This is a genomic window from Hyalangium gracile (assembly GCF_020103725.1).
Classification (GTDB): domain Bacteria; phylum Myxococcota; class Myxococcia; order Myxococcales; family Myxococcaceae; genus Hyalangium; species Hyalangium gracile.
On sequence record NZ_JAHXBG010000034.1, the window covers coordinates 1 to 18657 of the forward strand.

15 protein-coding genes and 1 rRNA gene are annotated in these 18657 nt (G+C 68.9%); 11 read left to right on the plus strand and 5 right to left on the minus strand.

Annotation, left to right across the window (positions count from 1 at the left end):
* The 4 genes from rrf to KY572_RS41540 form a co-directional block, all read left to right on the plus strand.
* Positions 1–72, plus strand: a 5S ribosomal RNA gene (gene rrf, locus KY572_RS41525); the annotation flags it as partial.
* Positions 73–428: 356 nt separating this feature from the next.
* On the plus strand, positions 429–3200 hold the full coding sequence (locus KY572_RS41530; protein WP_224249300.1) for a serine/threonine protein kinase: 2772 nt from the start codon (positions 429–431) through the stop codon (positions 3198–3200).
* Positions 3201–3295: 95 nt separating this feature from the next.
* Positions 3296–4666 carry a KamA family radical SAM protein gene (locus KY572_RS41535; protein ID WP_224249301.1) on the plus strand — a complete coding sequence of 457 codons (1371 nt, stop codon included), beginning with the start codon at positions 3296–3298 and terminating at the stop codon, positions 4664–4666.
* Positions 4666–5901 carry a KamA family radical SAM protein gene (locus KY572_RS41540; RefSeq protein WP_224249302.1) on the plus strand — a complete coding sequence of 412 codons (1236 nt, stop codon included), beginning with the start codon at positions 4666–4668 and terminating at the stop codon, positions 5899–5901. The genes KY572_RS41535 and KY572_RS41540 overlap by 1 nt, the downstream gene beginning before the upstream one ends.
* Before the next feature lie 17 nt (positions 5902–5918).
* On the opposite strand, the gene KY572_RS41545 is transcribed toward KY572_RS41540, so the two are convergent.
* The 3 genes from KY572_RS41545 to KY572_RS41555 form a co-directional block, all read right to left on the minus strand.
* Complete coding sequence (locus tag KY572_RS41545; RefSeq protein ID WP_224249303.1) at positions 5919–6557, minus strand: hypothetical protein; 639 nt, start codon at positions 6555–6557, stop codon at positions 5919–5921.
* An 80-nt stretch (positions 6558–6637) separates the two neighbouring features.
* Entirely contained in the window at positions 6638–6958 is a 321-nt protein-coding gene (locus tag KY572_RS41550; RefSeq protein WP_224249304.1) for a hypothetical protein, read from the minus strand.
* Positions 6959–7000: 42 nt separating this feature from the next.
* Positions 7001–7564, minus strand: coding sequence for a hypothetical protein (locus KY572_RS41555; protein ID WP_224249305.1), 564 nt, complete (start codon positions 7562–7564; stop codon positions 7001–7003).
* A gap of 52 nt (positions 7565–7616) precedes the next feature.
* On the opposite strand from KY572_RS41555, the gene KY572_RS41560 reads away from it, so the two are divergent.
* The 7 genes from KY572_RS41560 to KY572_RS41590 all read left to right on the plus strand — a co-directional run bounded on the left by KY572_RS41560 (position 7617) and on the right by KY572_RS41590 (position 15885).
* Positions 7617–8723: a SpoIID/LytB domain-containing protein gene (locus tag KY572_RS41560; protein ID WP_224249306.1), complete on the plus strand. Its 1107-nt coding sequence runs from the start codon at positions 7617–7619 to the stop codon at positions 8721–8723.
* Positions 8724–8765: 42 nt separating this feature from the next.
* The gene (queA, locus tag KY572_RS41565) at positions 8766–9851 is read left to right on the plus strand and encodes a tRNA preQ1(34) S-adenosylmethionine ribosyltransferase-isomerase QueA (protein WP_224249307.1); all 1086 of its coding nucleotides are present in this window, start codon (positions 8766–8768) and stop codon (positions 9849–9851) included.
* Positions 9852–9854: 3 nt separating this feature from the next.
* The gene (tgt, locus tag KY572_RS41570; protein ID WP_224249308.1) at positions 9855–11033 is read left to right on the plus strand and encodes a tRNA guanosine(34) transglycosylase Tgt; all 1179 of its coding nucleotides are present in this window, start codon (positions 9855–9857) and stop codon (positions 11031–11033) included.
* Positions 11034–11190: 157 nt separating this feature from the next.
* Entirely contained in the window at positions 11191–11553 is a 363-nt protein-coding gene (gene yajC / locus KY572_RS41575) for a preprotein translocase subunit YajC (protein ID WP_224249309.1), read from the plus strand.
* Positions 11553–13334: a protein translocase subunit SecD gene (secD, locus tag KY572_RS41580; RefSeq protein ID WP_224249310.1), complete on the plus strand. Its 1782-nt coding sequence runs from the start codon at positions 11553–11555 to the stop codon at positions 13332–13334. Before yajC ends, secD begins: the two co-directional genes overlap by 1 nt.
* 12 nt (positions 13335–13346) lie before the next feature.
* Positions 13347–14507 carry a protein translocase subunit SecF gene (gene secF, locus KY572_RS41585; protein WP_224249311.1) on the plus strand — a complete coding sequence of 387 codons (1161 nt, stop codon included), beginning with the start codon at positions 13347–13349 and terminating at the stop codon, positions 14505–14507.
* A gap of 124 nt (positions 14508–14631) precedes the next feature.
* Positions 14632–15885, plus strand: a complete 1254-nt coding sequence (locus KY572_RS41590) for an Hsp70 family protein (protein WP_224249312.1) — start codon at positions 14632–14634, stop codon at positions 15883–15885.
* 46 nt (positions 15886–15931) lie between these two features.
* Here the strand turns inward: KY572_RS41590 and KY572_RS41595 are convergent, their stop codons facing one another.
* On the minus strand, positions 15932–16744 hold the full coding sequence (locus KY572_RS41595; protein WP_224249313.1) for a hypothetical protein: 813 nt from the start codon (positions 16742–16744) through the stop codon (positions 15932–15934).
* Between the two features lie 54 nt (positions 16745–16798).
* Positions 16799–18592 (minus strand): NUDIX hydrolase, encoded by a 1794-nt coding sequence (locus KY572_RS41600; RefSeq protein WP_224249314.1) that lies wholly within the window; start codon positions 18590–18592, stop codon positions 16799–16801.
* Positions 18593–18657 lie beyond the last annotated feature (65 nt).

The following is an 18657-nucleotide window of genomic DNA, read 5'->3' on the forward strand; positions in this document are numbered from 1 at the left end:
ACGGAAGTTAAGCCCTCCAGAGCCGATGGTACTCCGCGGGAAACCGCGTGGGAGAGTAGGTCGCTGCCGGATTTTTTCTTCGCGCCCCTGGCGCCCTTCACTGGGCTCCAGGGGCGCTTTTTTTTGGGGCCTGAGGCCCGTGGCCCAGGTCGATCGGCCGGGCCCTTCAGGCTCCTTGCCTGGGCGAGCTGGCGGCGGCGTTCGGTCGCACCTGGCCCGCCTGGGGGCAGCGCTCTCTCGGCGGCAGCGGACAGCGGCAGGGCAGGCGAGCCCCAAAACGCGCCCAAGTCAGCGGATTCTCTAGGTAATTTGGGAGTGCAGTGTTGTTTGACGGACCGTTGCGGCTCCGTCTAAAGTCCCTAGCTCCGCCCGGTTTACTTCCGCCTCCCATGGCACCGTTGCTGCCCGGGTCGGGGCGACTCCACGAGATGAAGCGGCCTACCACATTCGGCAAGTACCTGCTCCTCGAGCGAATCAACGTCGGCGGCATGGCCGAAGTGTTCATCGCCAAGGCCTTCGGCGTGGAGGGCTTCGAGCGCTTCCTGGCCATCAAGAAGATCCTCCCGACGATGGCCGAGGACCAGGAGTTCATCACGATGTTCATCGATGAGGCGCGGATCAGCGTTCAGCTGAACCACGCCAACGTCGTGCACATCCACGAGCTCGGGAAGTACGACGAAACCTTCTACATCGCGATGGAGTACGTCGCCGGAAGGGACCTGCGCACCATCCTCGAGCGCTACCGTCGCCGCAAGGAGATCATGCCGACCGCCCAGGCGGTCTTCATCGCCTCGAAGATGTGCGAAGGGCTCGACTACGCGCACCGCAAGAAGGACGCGCGCGGGCAGGACCTCTCCATCATCCACCGCGACGTGTCTCCGCAGAACATCCTCGTCTCGTACGAGGGTGATGTGAAGATCATCGACTTCGGCATCGCCAAGGCGGCCAACCGCGCGCAGAAGACCCAGGCCGGCATCCTCAAGGGCAAGTTCGGGTACATGAGCCCGGAGCAGGTCCGCGGCATGCCCATCGACCGGCGCAGCGACGTCTTCGCCGTCGGCGTCATCCTCTACGAGATGCTCACCGGCGAGAAGCTCTTCGTCGGCGAGTCCGACTTCTCCACCCTGGAGGCCGTGCGCAACGCCGAGGTGCCGCTGCCTCGCCAGTTCAACCCGAACATCCCCGCCGGCCTCGAGAAGGTCGTCCTCAAGAGCCTCGCCCGCGAGCCCGAGGAGCGCTACCAGTGGGCGTCGGACCTGCAGGAGGACCTGATGCGCTTCCTCCTCGCGGGGGATGCCATCTACTCCGGCAAGCATCTGTCCTCCTACATGAAGGAGGCCTTCGCCGAGGACATGCTCCGCGAAGCGGAGAAGATGGAGCGCTACGCGGCCATCGAGAAGCCGGACCAGATCGAGTCCTCGGGTGTCACCGCGACGCCTTCTCCGCCGACGCGCGCGCAGCGCAAGCCGTCCATGGTCACTCCGGTGGGGCCGCAGCCGCCCGCTCCGGTGCGCTCCTCTTCCTCCGCGAAGCTCACCCCTCCGCCCCTCATTCCGCCTCCCAGCGCCGAAGAGCTCGCCGAGATGGACGGGGCAGGGGACAAGACGCAGATCGTCGACTCCTCCATGGCCCTCAGTGGTGGGGCCGAAGGCGTGCTCTTCGACGACAGCTCGACGGGCAAGAACGCCAACCCCATCGATGACGGCGCGACGGGCGAGACCGAGACTCCGCTCGACGAGAACGAGACGCTCGATGGGAGCGCGCCCAACCCGTTCACCAGCGAGTCCACCATGGCGGCGCCCCGGCCCACGGGCTCGGTGCCCGCGGTTCGTGGCAAGGGAAAGAACGGCGCCAGGTCCCAGGTCGTCATCGGCGAGGGTGAGCCCGAGAACTTTGGCGGCGCCACCATGATCGGTCCGGCGCCCACCTCTCGTGACGGCGACGGCGAAGCCGAGCCTGCCGAGGAGGAAGAGGAGGATCAGCCCGACGAGATGCGGGCCAAGGGCCGCTCCGCCAGGGACCGCTCCCAGCGCGTCGACGAGGACGAGGTGTCCAGCCCCAACGGGCGGGCCCTCGAAGAGGAGGAGGAGCCCCACGAGACGGACAAGGCTCCCGTGGTGGCCAACAAGAAAGCCGCCCCCAATAAGGGCGGCAAGGCCGCCAAGCCTGGCCCGACCGGGCCTCGCAAGCCCATCAACCCCAAGGTCTTCATCATCGCCGGCGCCGCCGTGCTGCTGCTCGGCGTGCTCGGGACCATCGTGGCGATTGCCTCCGGGTCCAACAAGGGCAGCGTCATGTTCGCCGTGGAGCCCGCCACCGCCAAGGTGGCGCTACGGGTCGATGGCCAGCCCGTCAGCCCCAATGCCGTCATCGAGCTCGAGCCCGGGCAGCACCGGGTGTTCGCTGGCGCCGACGGCTTTGCTCCCCTCGAGCAGACGATCACCGTCGTCGAGGGCCAGAAGCCTCTTCCCGTGGTGCTGAAGCTCAAGCCCGAGGGCAATGCTGGCACGGACGAGCAGCCCCCTCCCGACAAGCAGCCTTCCGAGCCTGACAAGGTCGCGGGTGGCGACTCGACGGAGACGCCTCCAAAGGATCCGGCCAATCCCGATGCCGTGGCCAAGAACCCCGACACGCCCAAGGACAGCCCCAAGCCCCCCGAGCCGGAGAAGCCGAAGACGTTCGCGGCCGTCTTCGTGGGTGACACGGGCGCGGAGATCCAGGTCGATGGCAAGTCCGTCGGCCAGACGCCCAACGCCAAGGCCGCGAACCTGGCCATCGGGAAGACCTACAAGTTCGTGGCCCGCCGTTCGGGCTACAAGCCGTTCACGGGTGAGTTCGAGTACGACGGCAGCCCCGAGGTGAAGGTCGAGTTCGCGCTCGAGAAGGAGGCCCCCAAGGATCCTCCCAGGGACGACCCGCCCAAGCAGGTCGAGCGCCCCAAGCCCCCTGTCGCCAATACGCCCAAGGCCCCGGTCAAGACCGGCAAGTTCGCCGCCAGCACCAAGCCCGCGGGCGCGCAGATCTGGGTGGACGGCAAGTACTCACAGCGGGATACCCCCGTGGCCATCGGCAGGCCGCTGCTCCTGCCCGTGGGCGAACGCAAGATCGTCTTCAAGCTCAACGGCAAACAGACCAAGCCTCAGACCGTCACCATCACCGAGTCGGAGGTCGCGAAGCTGATCAACGTGCCCATCGAGTGAGCGGGCATGTGTCACCCTCCTCGATTGTTCGGTATGGAGGGCCACCGCTGCGGGAGTGCTCTCGCTGACGGAGCTTCACGGTAAGGTGAATCGCCATGCAAACGAAGCCCAGCCGAGTGCCGGTCGAGACCGGTCCCGCCCCACAGCCCATTTCGTATCCCACTCGCCGGGAGTTCCTCGAGCCCGACTGGCGGCGCATCCCCGCCTACAAGGACGTCTCCGCCGCCGAATGGGAGAGCTCCGTCTGGCAGCGCAAGCACACCATCAAGAACCTGCGCGAGCTCAAGGCCGCGCTGGGCTCCCTCCTGCCCGACGATCTGGCGGAGAGCATCGACCGTGACCAGAAGGAGCGGGCGACCATGTCGCTGCTCCTCCCTCCGCAGATGCTCAACACCATGAACGTGGAGGACCTCTGGAACGATCCGGTCCGCCGCTACATGCTGCCGGCGTTCGCGGACCGTCGCACCGACTGGCCCAATCACCCCAAGGCCAGCCGCGACAGCCTCCATGAGGCCGAGATGTGGGTGGTGGAGGGCCTCACCCACCGCTACCCCACCAAGGTGCTCGCGGAGATGCTGCCCACCTGCCCCCAGTACTGTGGGCACTGCACCCGCATGGACCTGGTGGGCAATGACGTGCCCCAGGTGCCCAAGCACAAGTTCGCCATCGGGCCCAAGGAGCGCTACGAGCAGATGCTGGACTACCTGCGCCGCACGCCCACCGTGCGCGACGTGGTGGTGTCCGGCGGCGACATCGCCAACCTGCCCATCCAGCAGCTCGAGCCCTTCGTCAGCGCCCTGATGGACATCCCCAACATCCGGGACATCCGTCTGGCCAGCAAAGGCCTCATGGGCATCCCCCAGCACTTCCTCCAGGACAGCGTCCTCCAGGGGCTGGACCGGCTGGCCAAGAAGTCCATCGAGCGGGGCGTGGACCTGGCGCTCCACACCCACGTCAACAATGCCCAGCAGCTCACTCCGCTGGTGGGCAAGGCCGTGCGCAAGCTGCTCGACATGGGCTTCCGCGACGTGCGCAACCAGGGCGTCCTGCTGCGCGGCGTGAATGACAGCGCCCACGCCCTGCTGGACCTGTGCTTCACGCTGCTCGACCATGCGAAGATCCTGCCGTACTACTTCTATATGTGCGACATGATCCCCAACTCGGAGCACTGGCGGCTGTCCGTCGACCAGGCCCAGAAGCTCCAGCACGACATCATGGGCTACATGCCCGGCTTCGCCACGCCGCGCATCGTCTGTGACGTGCCCTTCGTCGGCAAGCGCTGGGTCCACCAGGTCGCCGAGTACGATCGCGAGCGCGGCATCTCGTACTGGACCAAGAACTATCGCACCGGCATCGAGGCCAATGACCCCGATGCGCTCAACCGCAAGTACGAGTACTACGATCCCATCGACACCCTGCCGGAGTCCGGTCAGGCGTGGTGGCGCGATCAGCTCAAGGCGGCGTGATGGACTCGTCCCCCCAGACGGGTGGGGCCTCAGCCACTGGCCCATCGAAGGCCCGGGCCGGTCGTGCTCCCTCGAGCGCCGAGGGCCGCCGCCGCCTGTTTCCCCAGGCGACGGATGCGGAGTGGGGTGACTGGCGCTGGCAGCAGCGCCACGCCGTCCGCAACCTCGAGCAGCTCGAGCGCTATGTGCCCCTGACGGCCGACGAGCGCGCAGGCGTCCAGGAGACGGCCTCGCTGTTCCGCATCGGCATCAGCCCGTACTACCTGTCGCTCATCGACCCGGAGCATCCGTTCTGCCCCGTGCGCATGCAGTCCATCCCCGTGCGGGCCGAGGCGCGCGTCCGCCCCGGTGAGCTGACCGATCCGCTGGGCGAGGACAAGACCCGGCCCGAGGAGGCCATCGTCCACAAGTATCCGGACCGGGTGCTCTTCCTCGCGCTGGACACGTGCTCCGTCTACTGCCGGCACTGCACCCGCCGCCGCATCACCAAGGGCGGCGAGGCCGAGCTGAGCAAGGAGCAGATGCGCCGCGGCATCGAGTACATCCGCAGCCACCCCGAGGTGCGCGATGTGCTCATCTCCGGGGGCGATCCGTTCCTTCTCAGCGATACCCGTCTGGAGGAGCTGCTCGCGCCGCTGCAGGAGATTCCCCATGTGGAGATGATCCGCATCGGGACCCGGGTGCCGGTGTGTCTGCCAATGCGTGTCACCGACTCGCTCGCGCGCACGTTGCGGCGCTACGCGCCCGTCTATGTGGTGACGCACTTCAACCACCCCAAGGAGATCACTCCCGAGGCCAGTGAGGCCTGCGAGCGTCTGGTGGACCATGGCGTGCCCGTGGAGAACCAGGCCGTGCTCATGCGCCGGCTCAACTCGGACGCTCGCATCATCAAAGAGCTGTCCCACGCCCTGCTGCGCATCCGCGTGCGGCCGTACTACCTCCACCAGATGGATGTCGCCGAGGGCTGCGAGCACCTGCGCACCCCCATCTCCAAGGGCGTGGAGATCCTCCAGCAGCTCCGGGGCTTCACCACCGGGCTCGCCGTGCCGCACCTCGCCGTGGACCTGCCCGGGGGCGGCGGCAAGGTCACGCTCCAGCCGGACTATGTGGTCGAGCGCGGTGAGCGGGAGACCCTCTTCCGCAACTTCAAGGGCCAGCAGTACGCCTACCCCGAGCCGGAGCAGACCGACTGCTCCTGCCCCTATGACGAGGTCTGGCGGGCTCGGGCCCGCTGAGGGGGCGGCGGCGGCGGCTACCTCCTCTTCGACTTCGCCTTCTTCGCGGGGGCGGGCTCGGGAGTGGTGGCGATCGGCGTCGTCGCATCCTCGATGACGGCATCGCCGGGGGCTGCTTCCGTGAAGTTCTCCAGCCCCTCCTCGCCCGGGGGCAGGCCCTCCTCGACTTCCACTCCCGCCTCCTCCGTGGACTCCAGCACCACCGGGTTCTCGTCGCTGAAGCCCCGCTGGATGGGGATCTCGTCGGGATCCAGGCCCTGCTCCTCCTTCCGCCTCCGCTCCGCCTCCTTGGCCTCCCTTGCCTCCCGGGCGGCCTTGTCACGAGCCTCCAGCTGCTTCTCCGCCTGGGCGACGGCCTCGCGCTCCTCGCGGTCCATCTGGGCCACGTGGCGCGAGTACTCCTTGTCCGACACCCCGTGCTTCTCCAGCACCGCCAGGCCCGCTGCCTGCTGCTCCTTCGCAGCCTGGCCACGCTCCTCGTTGCTCATCTCCGAGGGCTTCCGGTTGCCGTAGGCCGCGTCCACCTTGGCCTTCGCGGCCTGCTCGTCCCGGCGGATCTCCGCGATCTTCTCGGGCGTGAGTGCCTCCTGCGCCACGGCCAGCCCTGGCACGGCAAGCCAGGAGGCGACAAGCAGGACGGACGTTCGGCGGGACATGACGGCTCCTCGAGGGTTGCCTCAATCTAGGAGGGGGAGGGGGACCCGGGCAATCCGCCCGTTGGCCGACTCCTCCGCACTCAGCCGTTCTGGCACCGCGTACACCCGGCGTTGGCCTGGGCGCACTGCTCTCGCGCCTGGACGCAGCGCGGCGGCAGATCCGTCCGGTCCGGGTGGGCCTCCACCAGCCCACACAGTTCCTCCGCCACCGTGCAGGTCTGCTGGGCCACCGTGCAGCGGTCCGGGCAGGGCAGCTCCTCGGACTGCTCCTTGAGTCGCAGCTCCTCGAGCTGGGCAGAGGCTGCATCGATTCGCGAGTCGTCGGTGCCAGCCACCCGTTCCACCTGCTTGGGACAGCCAGCGAGCACCAGGGCCAACAGGGCAAGGCAGGAAGCGCGCATGGCCTTCCCTTATGCGCCGGCCCGCCACCGCGTCCAGCGTGCTCAGCGCAGGCCGGGGATGCCGGGGCCGGGACGAGGCGGCGGGGTCTCCGGGGGCCGCGTCCAATAGAAGTACGCCGCCAGCGCCAGCAGCAGCCCCACCGCGATCCTCCGGAAGAGGTCCTCCCGCTGGCGGCGAGGAGAGGCGGCCTCCACGCGCTCGGCGGCCTCGAGTGCCGCGCTCACCTCCTGGCCCACCGCGAGCAGCCTCCGGCAGAGCCCCACCGTGTCCGCGAGGGCCGGGCTGGCGGAGGCGCCCTCCCGCTCCATCGCCGCCGAGAGCTGCCGGGCCCAGGCCGCCTCCTCGTCCGGGCTCCCCGGGGGGCGGGCACTCCCTCCGGCCGCCACCGTGAGTGACAGCGCCTCCCGCAGCAGGTTCACCGAGAACGCCTCCGGCGACACGCCGTAGAAGGCCGCGCAGGCCTCCAGGGACGCTCCCTGGGCCAGCCGCCGCCGGAGCAGCGCGGCCGAGCGGGGCGGCAGCGCTCGCAGCAGCGCCCCCAGCGCGGTGGGAGCCAGTGCCGAAGGATCGAAGGTGGGGGGCATCGGCTTGTCAGTCTCCCTCATCCGGTGGCCGTTTTCTTGAGCCGCGATCCAGGCCTCCTACACTGTCGGGACCATGTTGCGTCCTGTTGCACTGCTCCTCGTCCTGTTCATGGCCCTGCCCGCGGCCGCGGTGGAGACCATGCGCATCGCGATGAGCGAGGGGCGAGACGAGGTCCAGGTGAGCGGCCAGGGCCTGTCGCTCGGGATGGATACCGAGGATGCGACCTTCCACCCGCTGGGCAAGAGCCGGGTGACGGTGCGGCGCAAAGGCCGGAAGCTGGAGGTCAACGGTGCTCCCGTCGTCGGCGACGCGGTGCGCTTGCGCGCCGGCTGGGTGTCCGATGACGCAGGCGTCCCCGGAGATGCGCCCCTGCGCGCCGGGGACATGCGGGTCCGCGGGGACGTGGTGGTGCGGCTCTACCGGGACGGGCTGCAGCTCATCAACGTCATCCCCCTGGAGGACTACCTGGCCGCGGTGCTCGGCAGCGAGATGCCAGTCTCGTTCCCTCCCGAGGCGCTCAAGGCCCAGGCCATCGCCGCCCGCACCTATGCCCTCCAGAAGAAGCTGGAGGCCTACGGGAGCGCCTTCTACATGGGCAGCAGCGTGCTCCATCAGGTGTACGGGGGCGTCACCAGCGAGGACCCCCGCACCCGCGCCGCCGTGGAGGCCACCCGGGGCGAGGTGCTCACCTATGAGCTCGCTCCCATCGAGGCCTACTTCCATGCCTCGTGCGGCGGGCACACCGAGTCCGGTCAGGCCGCGCTCCAGCGCGATCTGCCCTACCTCCAGGCCGTCGAGTGCCCCTGCGGCAAGCTGCCCTCCAGCCGCTGGTCCGCCACCGTGAGTGAGCAGGAGCTCCGGGATGCGCTCGAGGGCTCTCCCGAGGGCCTGCGCATCGCTGGCCGCACCTCGACGCACCGGGTCACCCGGATGAGCACCTCCGGCGGAGCGACGCTGGATGGCGCCCGCTTCCGGCAGCGTCTGGGCTATACCAAGCTCAAGAGCCTGGACTTCGAGGTGGAGCGCACCGCCCACGGCTACCACTTCACCGGCCGCGGCTATGGCCACGGGGCCGGGCTCTGCCAGTGGGGCGCTAAGGTGCTCGCGGACGGGGGCTGGAGCTACAAGGACATCCTCTCGCACTACTACCCGGGTGCCGAGCTCCAGCAGCTCTACTGAGTTCGGTTCCGGGGCGGCACCGAGGCTGCTACAAGCGCCCCCGTGTCGTCCCGTCTCTCCGACTATGACTTCGAGCTGCCCGACGCGCAGATCGCCCAGCAGCCCCTGGGCTCTCGTGACGCGTCGCGCCTGATGACCGTGAGCCGGGCCACCGGCGCCTGGGAGCACCGGCGCTTCTCGGACCTGCCCACGCTGCTGCGCCCGGGCGATCTGCTCGTCCTCAACGATGCGCGCGTCATCCCCGCCCGCCTGCTGGGCGCCAAGGCAGGCACCGGCGGCCGCGTGGAGCTGCTCGTCGTCCGCCCCGCCGCCAGCACCCTCACTTCCACCGCGCTCGCCCAGGCCCCCGAATCCAGTGACTGGATCTGCCTGGGGCAGGCCTCCAAGGGCCTCAAGCCCGGCGCGCGGGTGGACTTCCCCGGCGGGCTCACCGCCGAGGTGCTCGAGGTCTTCGGCGGAGGGGAGTACCGCGTGCGCTTCCAGGCCCCGCCGGGCGCCTCCTTCCAGGAGCTGCTGGCCCAGGCCGGGCGGCTGCCGCTGCCGCCCTACATCAGCCGCGAGCCGGATGCCGCGGACGCCGAGCGCTACCAGACCGTGTATGCCCGCTCCTCCGGCTCGGTGGCGGCGCCCACCGCCGGCCTGCACTTCACCGAGGCCACCTTCGCCGCCCTGGAGGCCCGAGGCGTCCAGCGCGCCATGGTGACGCTGGACGTGGGCCCGGGCACCTTCCTCCCCGTGCGCGAGGAGGAGCTCGACAAGCACAAGATGCACCCGGAGCGCTACGGCGTGCCCGAGGAGACGGCCGCCGCGGTGAATGCCGCCAAGGCCGAGGGCCGCCGGGTGATCGCCGTGGGCACCACCGTCGTGCGCACCCTGGAGGCCGCCACGGACCCCCAGACGGGGCGGCTGCGCGCCGGCATGGGCGACACCACGATCTTCATCCGCCCGGGCTTCACCTTCCGCCAGGTGGACGTGCTGCTCACCAACTTCCACCTGCCACGCTCCACCCTGGTCATGCTGGTGAGCGCGCTGCTGGGCCGTGAGCGCACCCTGGCGGCGTATGCCGAGGCGGTCCGCGCGGGTTATCGGTTCTTCTCGTATGGCGATGCCATGCTGGTGACGGAGTGAGCGATGGGCGAGCAGAAGGGTAGGGGAGACACGCGGGTGCCACCGAGCCTGGTGCGCTTCGAGTTGCTCCACGAGGACTCGGGCACCAAGGCGCGGCGCGGACGGGTGCACACCCCCCACGGGCCCGTGGAGACGCCCATCTTCATGCCCGTGGGCACCGTGGGCAGCGTCAAGGCCGTGGGCCCGGACGATCTGCTCACCCTGGATGCCCAGATCATCCTCGGCAACACCTACCACCTCATGCTGCGGCCCGGAGAGGCGCTCGTGGGCGAGATGGGCGGCCTGCACCGCTTCATCTCCTGGAACCGGCCCATGCTCACCGACAGCGGCGGCTTCCAGGTCTTCAGCCTCTCCGAGAAGCGGAAGATCACCGAGGAGGGCGCCGCCTTCCAGTCCCACCTGGATGGTGCGCGCCACATGCTCACCCCCGAGCGCTCCATCGAGATCCAGGAGACGCTCGGCGCCGACATCATCATGGCCTTCGACGAGTGCCCGCCCGCCAAGTCCGAGCGCTCCTACATGGAGCAGTCCATGGCGCGCACCACGCGCTGGCTCCACCGCTGCGCCAAGGCCTGGAGCCGCGAGCGCTCCTCCCTCTTCGGCATCGTCCAGGGCGGGCTCCACGAGGACCTGCGCAAGGCTCACGCCGAGCAGGTGTGCGCGGTGGACCTGCCCGGGTACGCCCTGGGCGGCTACTCGGTGGGTGAGACGCCCGAGGCCATGCACGCCGGCGTCGCGTACTCGGCGCCGCTGCTGCCGCGCGACAAGCCGCGCTACCTGATGGGTGTGGGCACCCCGGTGGATCTCGTCACCTGCGTGGAGGCCGGGGTGGACATGTTCGACTGCGTCCTGCCCACCCGCTGCGCCCGCAACGGCCTGCTCTTCACCTCGGAGGGCAAGGTCGTCATCCGCAATGCCGTGTATGCCAAGGACCCACGTCCGGTGGACCCGGCGTGCTCCTGCTACACCTGCCGGACGTTCAGCCGGGCGTACCTCCGCCACCTCTTCGTGGCCCAGGAGATCCTCGCCATGCGGCTGAACACGCTGCACAACCTCCACTACTTCCTGGGGCTCATGGCCCAGGTGCGCCGCGCCATCTCCGAGGACCGGTACGCCACCTTCGCCCGGGAGTTCCGCGCCCGGGCGGCGGATCAGGAGGCCGAGCGCACCCGCGCTCGCTGAGCACAGGGGGGGCCCAGGTGTTGGGAAGGGGGCTTCGCCTCCCGCGTTCACTTGCTCACGATGGAGGCTGCTGCTAAGAGGCGCACCCTTCTGGGTTGACCTTTACCCACACCCGGGTGGGGGTCGAAACCGAACCTTCCAAGCGACGAGGCGGTACGTGGCAGACAGCTTCCTGATTCTGGCGCAGGCCCCGGCCGGGGGCGCGAGCCCCCTGGTCAACATGGGCTTCATCGCCCTGCTGGTGGCCATCATGTACTTCGTGATGATCCGTCCCCAGCAGAAGCAGGCCAAGACGCATCGCGAGCTGCTCGCGGGCCTGAAGAAGGGCGACGAGGTCGTCACGCAGGGTGGCATCCTGGGGAAGATCCACCAGGTCGCCGAGCAGACGGTGACGCTGGAGGTGGCCAACGGGGTGCGCCTGCGCGTGCTCAAGCGGTCCATCTACGCCAAGGGCTCGATCGCTGACGACGCTCAGGCCTCGGCCAAGTCCGAGGACAAGGACAAGAAGGAGGAGAAGTAATGGACCGCGGCTGGTGGTGGAAGTTCGGAATGATCGTCGCGGTGACGCTGGCGACGCTGTGGCTGCTCATTCCCACCTACGTCTCGCTGGTGCAGATGAGCCCGGCGGAGCGCAACAACGTCGCCCTGCTTCAGCAGAAGCTGGACGCCATCAAGATCGCTCCCCCGGCCAAGTACCGGCTGAACCTGGGGCTGGATCTGCAGGGCGGCATCCACATGGTGATGCGTGTGGACACCAAGACGGCGCTGCAGAAGCGCACCGAGCGCCGCGGCCAGCAGATCGCGCGCTGGGTCACCCAGGACAAGAAGCTGGGTGAGGTGAGCGCGGACACGGATCCGGAGCGGCTGCAGCTGACGCTGACGGCCAAGGATCCGGCCACCATGGACGCCATCGAGAAGGAGGTGCTGGCCACCTTCACCGACTTCAGCCGCGTGAGCCGGGAGGGCGGCAGGCTGGTGCTGGCGCCGGACGAGAGCCAGGTGACGCGCTTCGAGCAGGAGTCCGTGGACCAGGCCATGCTCGTCATCCGCAACCGCATCGACAAGTGGGGCGTGGCCGAGCTGGACGTGCGCAAGCTGGGCACCGACTCGATCCAGATCTCCCTGCCGGGCCGCTCGGATCCGGAGCAGGCCAAGGAGCTGGTGGGCACCACCGCGCAGCTCGAGTTCCGGATGGTGGATGACACCAACCCGAACTTCTTCCGGGAGATGCTCCAGAAGACGCCGCCCCCCGAGACGGCCGGCATCAGCGTCACCGACGAGGAGGGCTTCACGCAGCTCAAGGGCTCCAACCGCGAGGCGCTGCTGGAGTACGTGAAGGGCAAGGTGCCGGAGGGCCGCCAGGTGCTGCTGGAGTGCGTGGCCAACCCGCTCCGCAAGAACGAGTGCCTGGCCTACCGCACCTACCTGGTGCACCGCGACGTGCCGCTGACGGGCGAGAGCCTGGAGAGCGCCAGCGCCAATATCAGCCAGATCAACGAGCCCGAGGTGAACATCACCTTCGACGCGGTGGGCGCGCGCGAGTTCGAGCGCCTCACCGAGGCCAGCGTGGGCAGGCGGATGGCCATCGTGCTGGACGAGTACGTGCACTCGGCCCCGCGCATCAACGAGAAGATCGGCGGCGGCAGCGCGCGCATCACCATGGGCCGCGCCGGTGGCAAGTCGTTCGACGAGTGGTTCCAGGAGGCCAACACGCTGGCGCTGGTGCTGAAGGCGGGCGCGCTGCCCGCGCCGGTGACGGTGGGTGAGATCCGGCAGGTGGGCGCCTCGCTGGGCGAGGAGCTCATCAAGAAGGGCAGCCTGGCGGCGCTGGTGGGCCTGGCGCTCGTCATCCTCTTCATGGGCATCTACTACAAGAAGACGGGCCTTATCGCGGACGTGGCGCTGCTGCTCAACGGCCTGCTCATCCTGGCGGGGCTGGCGCTGTTCAACGCCACGCTGACGCTGCCGGGCATCGCCGGCTTCGTGCTCACGCTGGGCATCGCGGTGGACGCCAACGTGCTCATCAACGAGCGCATCCGCGAGGAGCTGGACCACGGCAAGACGGCGCGGCAGGCGGTGGACCAGGGCTACGATCGCGCCTTCTGGACCATCTTCGACGCGCACGTCACCACGCTGATCGCCGGCGCCATCCTCTTCGCCACGGGCACCGGCCCCATCCGCGGTTTCGCCACCACGCTCATCGTGGGCCTGCTGGCGTCGCTGTTCACGTCCATCGTGGTGACGCGCGTCATCACCACCTACTTCGTCCACGGCCGCAACGCCCAGACGGTCTCGGTCTGAGAAAGGGACGCCATGCGCATCATCAAGAACAAGACGAACATCGACTTCATCGGTAAGCGGAAGATCGCCGTCTTCGTGTCGTCCATCGTCAACCTGGCCATCATCGTCGGCATCGCCACGGTGGGGTTCAACTACGGCGTGGACTTCGCGGGCGGCACGGTGGTGGAGCTGAAGTTCAACCAGCCCGTCACCGCGGCCGAGGTGCGCAAGCGCGCCGAGGCGGGCGGGCTGCATGACGTGTCGGTGCAGGGCATCGGCTCGGAGGACGAGAACGCCTTCCTGCTCCGCATGGGCGGCGTCACCCAGCTCAACGAGGAGAACGCGGAGAAGGCCAAGGTCGCCATCAACGGCCTGGGCAACGTGCGCAACGTCTACACGGACCTGGCCAACGGCATCATCAACGTCCGTGCGGGTTCCGCGCTGGATGTCGCCGCCATCAAGAGGGCGGTGGAGGGCACCGGCACGGGCGTGCAAGAGGTGCGCACCCTGCCTCAGGCCCAGGGCGGTGGGTTCGACTACCAGGTGGTGGCCAGTGGCATGGCGGACAAGGTCCGGGCCGCGATGAGCCAGGGCCTGTCGGCGCCGGACTTCCAGGAGCGCCGCGTGGACTACGTGGGCCCGCAGGTCGGCAAGCAGCTGCGCAACAAGGGCATCGCCGCGCTGCTGTACGCGATGGTGGCCATCCTCATCTACGTGGCGTTCCGGTTCGACTTCAAGTTCGGTCCGGGCGCGCTGCTGGCCATGCTCCACGACGTGGTGATGGTGGCCGGCTTCTATCTGGTGAGCCGGCGCGAGTTCAACCTCACCGCCATCGCGGCCCTGCTGACGATCATCGGCTACTCGGTCAACGACACCATCGTGATCTACGACCGCATCCGCGAGGACATGGCCAAGTACAAGGGCAAGCCGCTGGCTGAGGTCATCAACATCGCCGTCAACGACACGCTGGCCCGCACGCTGCTCACCTCGCTCGTCACCGCGCTGTCGCTGGTGGGTCTGCTCATCTTCGGCGTGGGCGAGATCTGGGACTTCGCCATGGCGATGCTCGTGGGCATCCTCGTGGGCACCTACTCGTCCGTGTACATCGCCAGCCCGCTGACGATCTGGCTGGATGAGCGCGCCGCCGCCCGCGAGGCTGGGGCCAAGGGTGGCATGAAGACGAAGACGGCCTGAGCCGTCACCCCGCTTCGTTCGGAAGTGGAAGCACAGGCCCTCCTCCCCCTCGGGGAGCGAGGGCCTCGCTTTTTGCGCGAGCAGGGAGAACCCTGGCGCGGGGTTCCGCTAGAATGCTCCGGCGATGACCCAGGCCCCGACCCACGTCACCGACTGCGCGCTCGATCGTGTTCGTCCCCCGGAAGCATCCACCCGTGCCGCCGGGCCCGTCATCGCCATCGATCTGGGCACGACGAACTGCCGGGTGGCGGCCATCCAGGGCTACAACCCGGTGTGCATCCCCTCGGAGCGCATGGAGGGCTCTCCCTCCGTCGTGGCGCTCGGGCCCGGCGGGCGCATCCTGACCGGACACGCCGCCCGGGGGCAGCAGGCCGCCAACCCCGCGCTGGCCGTGTGGGGCATCAAGGGGCTGCTGTCCGCGCCGTACGGGGACCGGAAGGTGAAGTGGCTGTACGACCAGCTCCGCTGCAAGGTGGTGCGGGGTGACGACGGGCTGCCCGCGGTGGTGCTCGGGGACCGGACGTTCGCCGCGCGGGAGCTGGCGGCGCTGATCCTGCTCGAGGCCCGGGAGCGCGCGCAGAACTTCCTGCGCCAGCCCGTCTACCGCGTGGTGCTGACGCTGCCTCCCGTGCGCAAGGAAGACCCGCTGCCGCAGATCATGTCGGCGGCCGCCGGGCTGGCCGGGATGCACGTGGAGCGCACCATCTCCGAGCCTACCGCCGTGGCGCTGGGCGCCTTCGGCAAGCACAAGGGCAAGCCCGAGCGCACCGCCATGGTGTGCGACTGGGGCGGAGGCCGCGTCCAGGTGTCGCTCGTGCGCTACGCGGCGCGGCAGTGCCAGGTGCTGGGCAGCGAGGGCAACGTGGCCCTGTGCGGCGCCGAGCTGGACAAGCGCGTGCTGGACCTGCTGCTGCGCAAGCTCCCCACGGGCGTGAGGGTGGCCGGGGACGCGAACAACCCCGCCGCGCTCTACCGGGTGGCGAGCGCCGCCGAGTACGCGAAGATCCTGCTGTCCACGCAGACGGAGACGCGCGTGCGCGTGCCCTTCGCCGCCACCGTGAACAACCAGGTGGGCGACTTCGATGTGATGCTCTCCCGGCAGGAGCTGGAGGGGCTGGCAAAGCCCCTCGTCGACGCCGCCCTGAAGATGTGCGAGCAGGTGCTGTCGCAGAAGACGATGTTCCCCGGGGACGTGGACGAGGTGCTGATGGTGGGCGAGCAGTGCCGCATGCCCCTGTTCCAGCAGCGCGCCAAGGAGTTCTTCGTCGGCGTGCCCATCTACGTGGACGAGCCCGGCCCCTCCGTGGTGCTGAGCGCCGCGAGGCTGGGCTCCTCCACGAGCACCCCGCCTCCCAGCTCGACGGCGCCTCGGCGCTGAGCCTCAGCCACCGCGTGGTCCACGTGCGCCAGGTGCCCGCCCGGCCTCAGTTCCCGCGAGAGGCACGTCCGGTCGAGGTGCCGGCCGCGCTGGGGCCGGGCTGCCGGTCGATCTCGCTGGAGGGGTAGGCCTTCGCCGCTTCCAGGTAGTGCTGAGGCTGGATGCGGCGCCGCTCCCGGCGGCTGAGCCCCTCTGGAGTGATGAGCTGGGGCTCGCCGCCGGGGGGCGCTTCCACCTTGAGCCCGTCACAGAAGAGCCACTCGGTGCGGCCGTCGGGGTGCTGCCGGGCGAAGTACAGATCTCCGTTGCCGACCGTGGGGCTGGGCGTGCACCACGACTGCTTCGCGGTGGCCTCGCGCATGGGCGCCTCCTCCTTCCACTTCTGCTGGGCCTTTCGGAGCTCGACGGCGGCCAGCGCGGCCGGTGCCTCGTCCAGCCGGGCCGTCGCCAGGCTCAGCAGCTCGGCGCCTCGTTTGGAGATCTCCGGAAAGGCTCCGGTCCGCTGGAAGGAGCACTGGCTCAGCCCCTGCAGGTTGCGACGGTGGATCTCCATGACGGGCGGCAGGCTCTGGAGCGCCTGCTGCAACAGCGCCAGGTGCTCGGCGTGCTGGAGCGCGTCGGGGTTCGTCGCCTCCTCTGTGCTGAAGAGGAAGCGCGAGAGCATTCCATTCACGGAGCTCAGTTCATCCACCAGCCAGCGGGGCTCGGTGTCGCAGAGCGCCGCATGCTCTCCGCCATAGCTTCGGTACTCCGCGCGGGACATCCCCAGCGAGTAGCGCTGGAGCGGCGCCGGCTTTCTGGCCGCGCAGGCGCCCATCAGCGCGCACAGCCCCACGAGAAGGATTCGAGGTGTCCTCATGCCCCGAATCTAGCACTTGATTTGAGCTCAAACAATCCCGGGGCCGGGCCCGTTTCACTCTCCGAGCGCTCCGTACTTCACCAGGGTGAAGCGGTACTTCGCCTGGGCGCGCATCTTCGCGGCCAGGGCGCCGTGGAGGGACTCGTCCCAGCGGGTGTACTTCTCGATGAACCGGTCCGAGGCGGCCTTGTCGCCCGCGCGCTGGATGGCGAGCACCTCGCGCAGCAGCTTGCCGACGACGTCGTGGTACTTGTCGTAGCGGATGTGGAGCCCGTCCGAGCGGGGCTCGAGCAGGCCGTTCTCGAGGAAGTAGTTCATCTGCATGAGCTGCATCATCTGGTACGACTGATCGCGCCGCGGGCGGACGATCTGCAGCACGCGCTGGATGCCGCTGGCGTAGAGCTCTCGCAGGGTGGTGTCGTCGTAGAAGAGCCGCTCGCGCAGCGCCTTGCCGAGGTACAGGGACACCAGGTCCGACTTCATCTCCTCGAAGATGCTCGAGTTCTCCTCCAGGGCGTTGCTGTTCACCGCGCGGCCCTTCACGTCCCGGTCCACGCCCAGGTAGTGGCCCACCTCGTGCCAGAGCGTCCGGTTGAAGTTGCCGCTGAGGCCCAGGTGGCCGCGGTAGGGCTCGGCCATCACCGCGTCCCACGAGGCGCGTCCGTTCGCGAAGAGGTCCGGGTGCTTCATGATGTTCTCGCGCAGCAGGATGGTGCGGCCGTAGCGCCGGGCGTGCAGCGGATCGTTGGGCAGGATGGTGGCGGTGTTGATGCCCCGCGCCTGCGCGAAGTCCGCGATGATCTGGTAGACGCCCACCGGGATGTCCGAGCTCACCGTCTTGTGCGGCTCGTAGGGCAGGCTGTTCTCGAAGGCCTGGAGCCCCTGCAGCGCCTTCTCGAGCCGCGCCGTCGCCGCGTCGTCCCGGATGAGCAGGCTCAGTGAGTAGAACGCCTTCACGCCGAACAGATCGTCGTCGTACACCTCGTAGGCGCCGATCTGGGCGTTGAGGCGCTGGAACCGGCCTCGCACCCAGGAGGCGTCGCCGGACTCATAGTCGTTGGCGAGCAGATCCCTGGCGCGGTTGCGGAGGTAGCCGGCGAACTCGGGATCGACGCCCTCCACGGCCGAGGCCGCCTCCCAGATGAGCCCGTGGGCCTTCGTCATCTGCGGCGCGTAGGCGACGGCATACGGCACGGCGTACAGCATCGCTGGATCGGGCTTCGCCGCGAGCGCGCGGAGCCGGTCGCCCAGTCCCGGGTGGAGCCCGTCGATGACGGGGTAGCGCTTGAGCGTGTCGAGATCCTTGCGCAGCAGGGCCGCGTCGGCCCGGCGGACGACGGTGCGCTGATCGAGGATCGAGGCGCGGAGCTGGGGGTGTCGCTGCAGCACCTGCTGTACCTGCTCCTTGGTGATGCCCCACGGGTAGACGTTCATGCCGGGGACGACGGGGTCCGCGGCCAGGAACGGGATGCGATGGTTCTCCAGCGTGTTGGCGATGGGGCCCTGGAACAGCCGGTAGAACGTCCGCTGCTGCTCGGCCAGAGGCGTCTTCTGTCCCTCGAGCCGCTTCCGGAGCTCGAGCGCCTGCCGGTGACGGGAGTCCTCGTAGATGTCCTGGAAGAGCTTGCCCACCTCCAGGAGCCTGGCGACGGCGGTGCGCTCACCGGGGGTGAGGCCGGACAGGTCCGGCGTGAGCCGGATGGTCTGGGTCTTCGCGAGGACCTCCTGGGCTTGATGGTCGGTCCAGGTGGGCGTGTCTGAAGGCGCGGTCGTGACGGTGGCCATGAGGAGCAGGAGGGGGACGCGGAACATGCGCGGAGAGTACCCGCCCGCCTCGAGAATGCCCAAGACAGGTCCTGGACTCGTGGTCAATGGGCCACGTACTCGCGGCACGGCTGACACACCGAGGAGCT

Coding starts and splice junctions, on each gene's coding strand:
- KY572_RS41560 (WP_224249306.1), top strand. CDS start 7,617: ATGTTGCGTCCTGTTGCACTGCTCCTCGTCCTGTTCATGGCCCTGCCC.
- secD (WP_224249310.1), top strand. CDS start 11,553: ATGGACCGCGGCTGGTGGTGGAAGTTCGGAATGATCGTCGCGGTGACG.
- tgt (WP_224249308.1), top strand. CDS start 9,855: ATGGGCGAGCAGAAGGGTAGGGGAGACACGCGGGTGCCACCGAGCCTG.
- KY572_RS41535 (WP_224249301.1), top strand. CDS start 3,296: ATGCAAACGAAGCCCAGCCGAGTGCCGGTCGAGACCGGTCCCGCCCCA.
- secF (WP_224249311.1), top strand. CDS start 13,347: ATGCGCATCATCAAGAACAAGACGAACATCGACTTCATCGGTAAGCGG.
- KY572_RS41530 (WP_224249300.1), top strand. CDS start 429: ATGAAGCGGCCTACCACATTCGGCAAGTACCTGCTCCTCGAGCGAATC.
- KY572_RS41555 (WP_224249305.1), bottom strand. CDS start 7,564: ATGAGGGAGACTGACAAGCCGATGCCCCCCACCTTCGATCCTTCGGCA.
- KY572_RS41590 (WP_224249312.1), top strand. CDS start 14,632: ATGACCCAGGCCCCGACCCACGTCACCGACTGCGCGCTCGATCGTGTT.
- KY572_RS41540 (WP_224249302.1), top strand. CDS start 4,666: ATGGACTCGTCCCCCCAGACGGGTGGGGCCTCAGCCACTGGCCCATCG.
- KY572_RS41545 (WP_224249303.1), bottom strand. CDS start 6,557: ATGTCCCGCCGAACGTCCGTCCTGCTTGTCGCCTCCTGGCTTGCCGTG.
- KY572_RS41550 (WP_224249304.1), bottom strand. CDS start 6,958: ATGCGCGCTTCCTGCCTTGCCCTGTTGGCCCTGGTGCTCGCTGGCTGT.
- KY572_RS41595 (WP_224249313.1), bottom strand. CDS start 16,744: ATGAGGACACCTCGAATCCTTCTCGTGGGGCTGTGCGCGCTGATGGGC.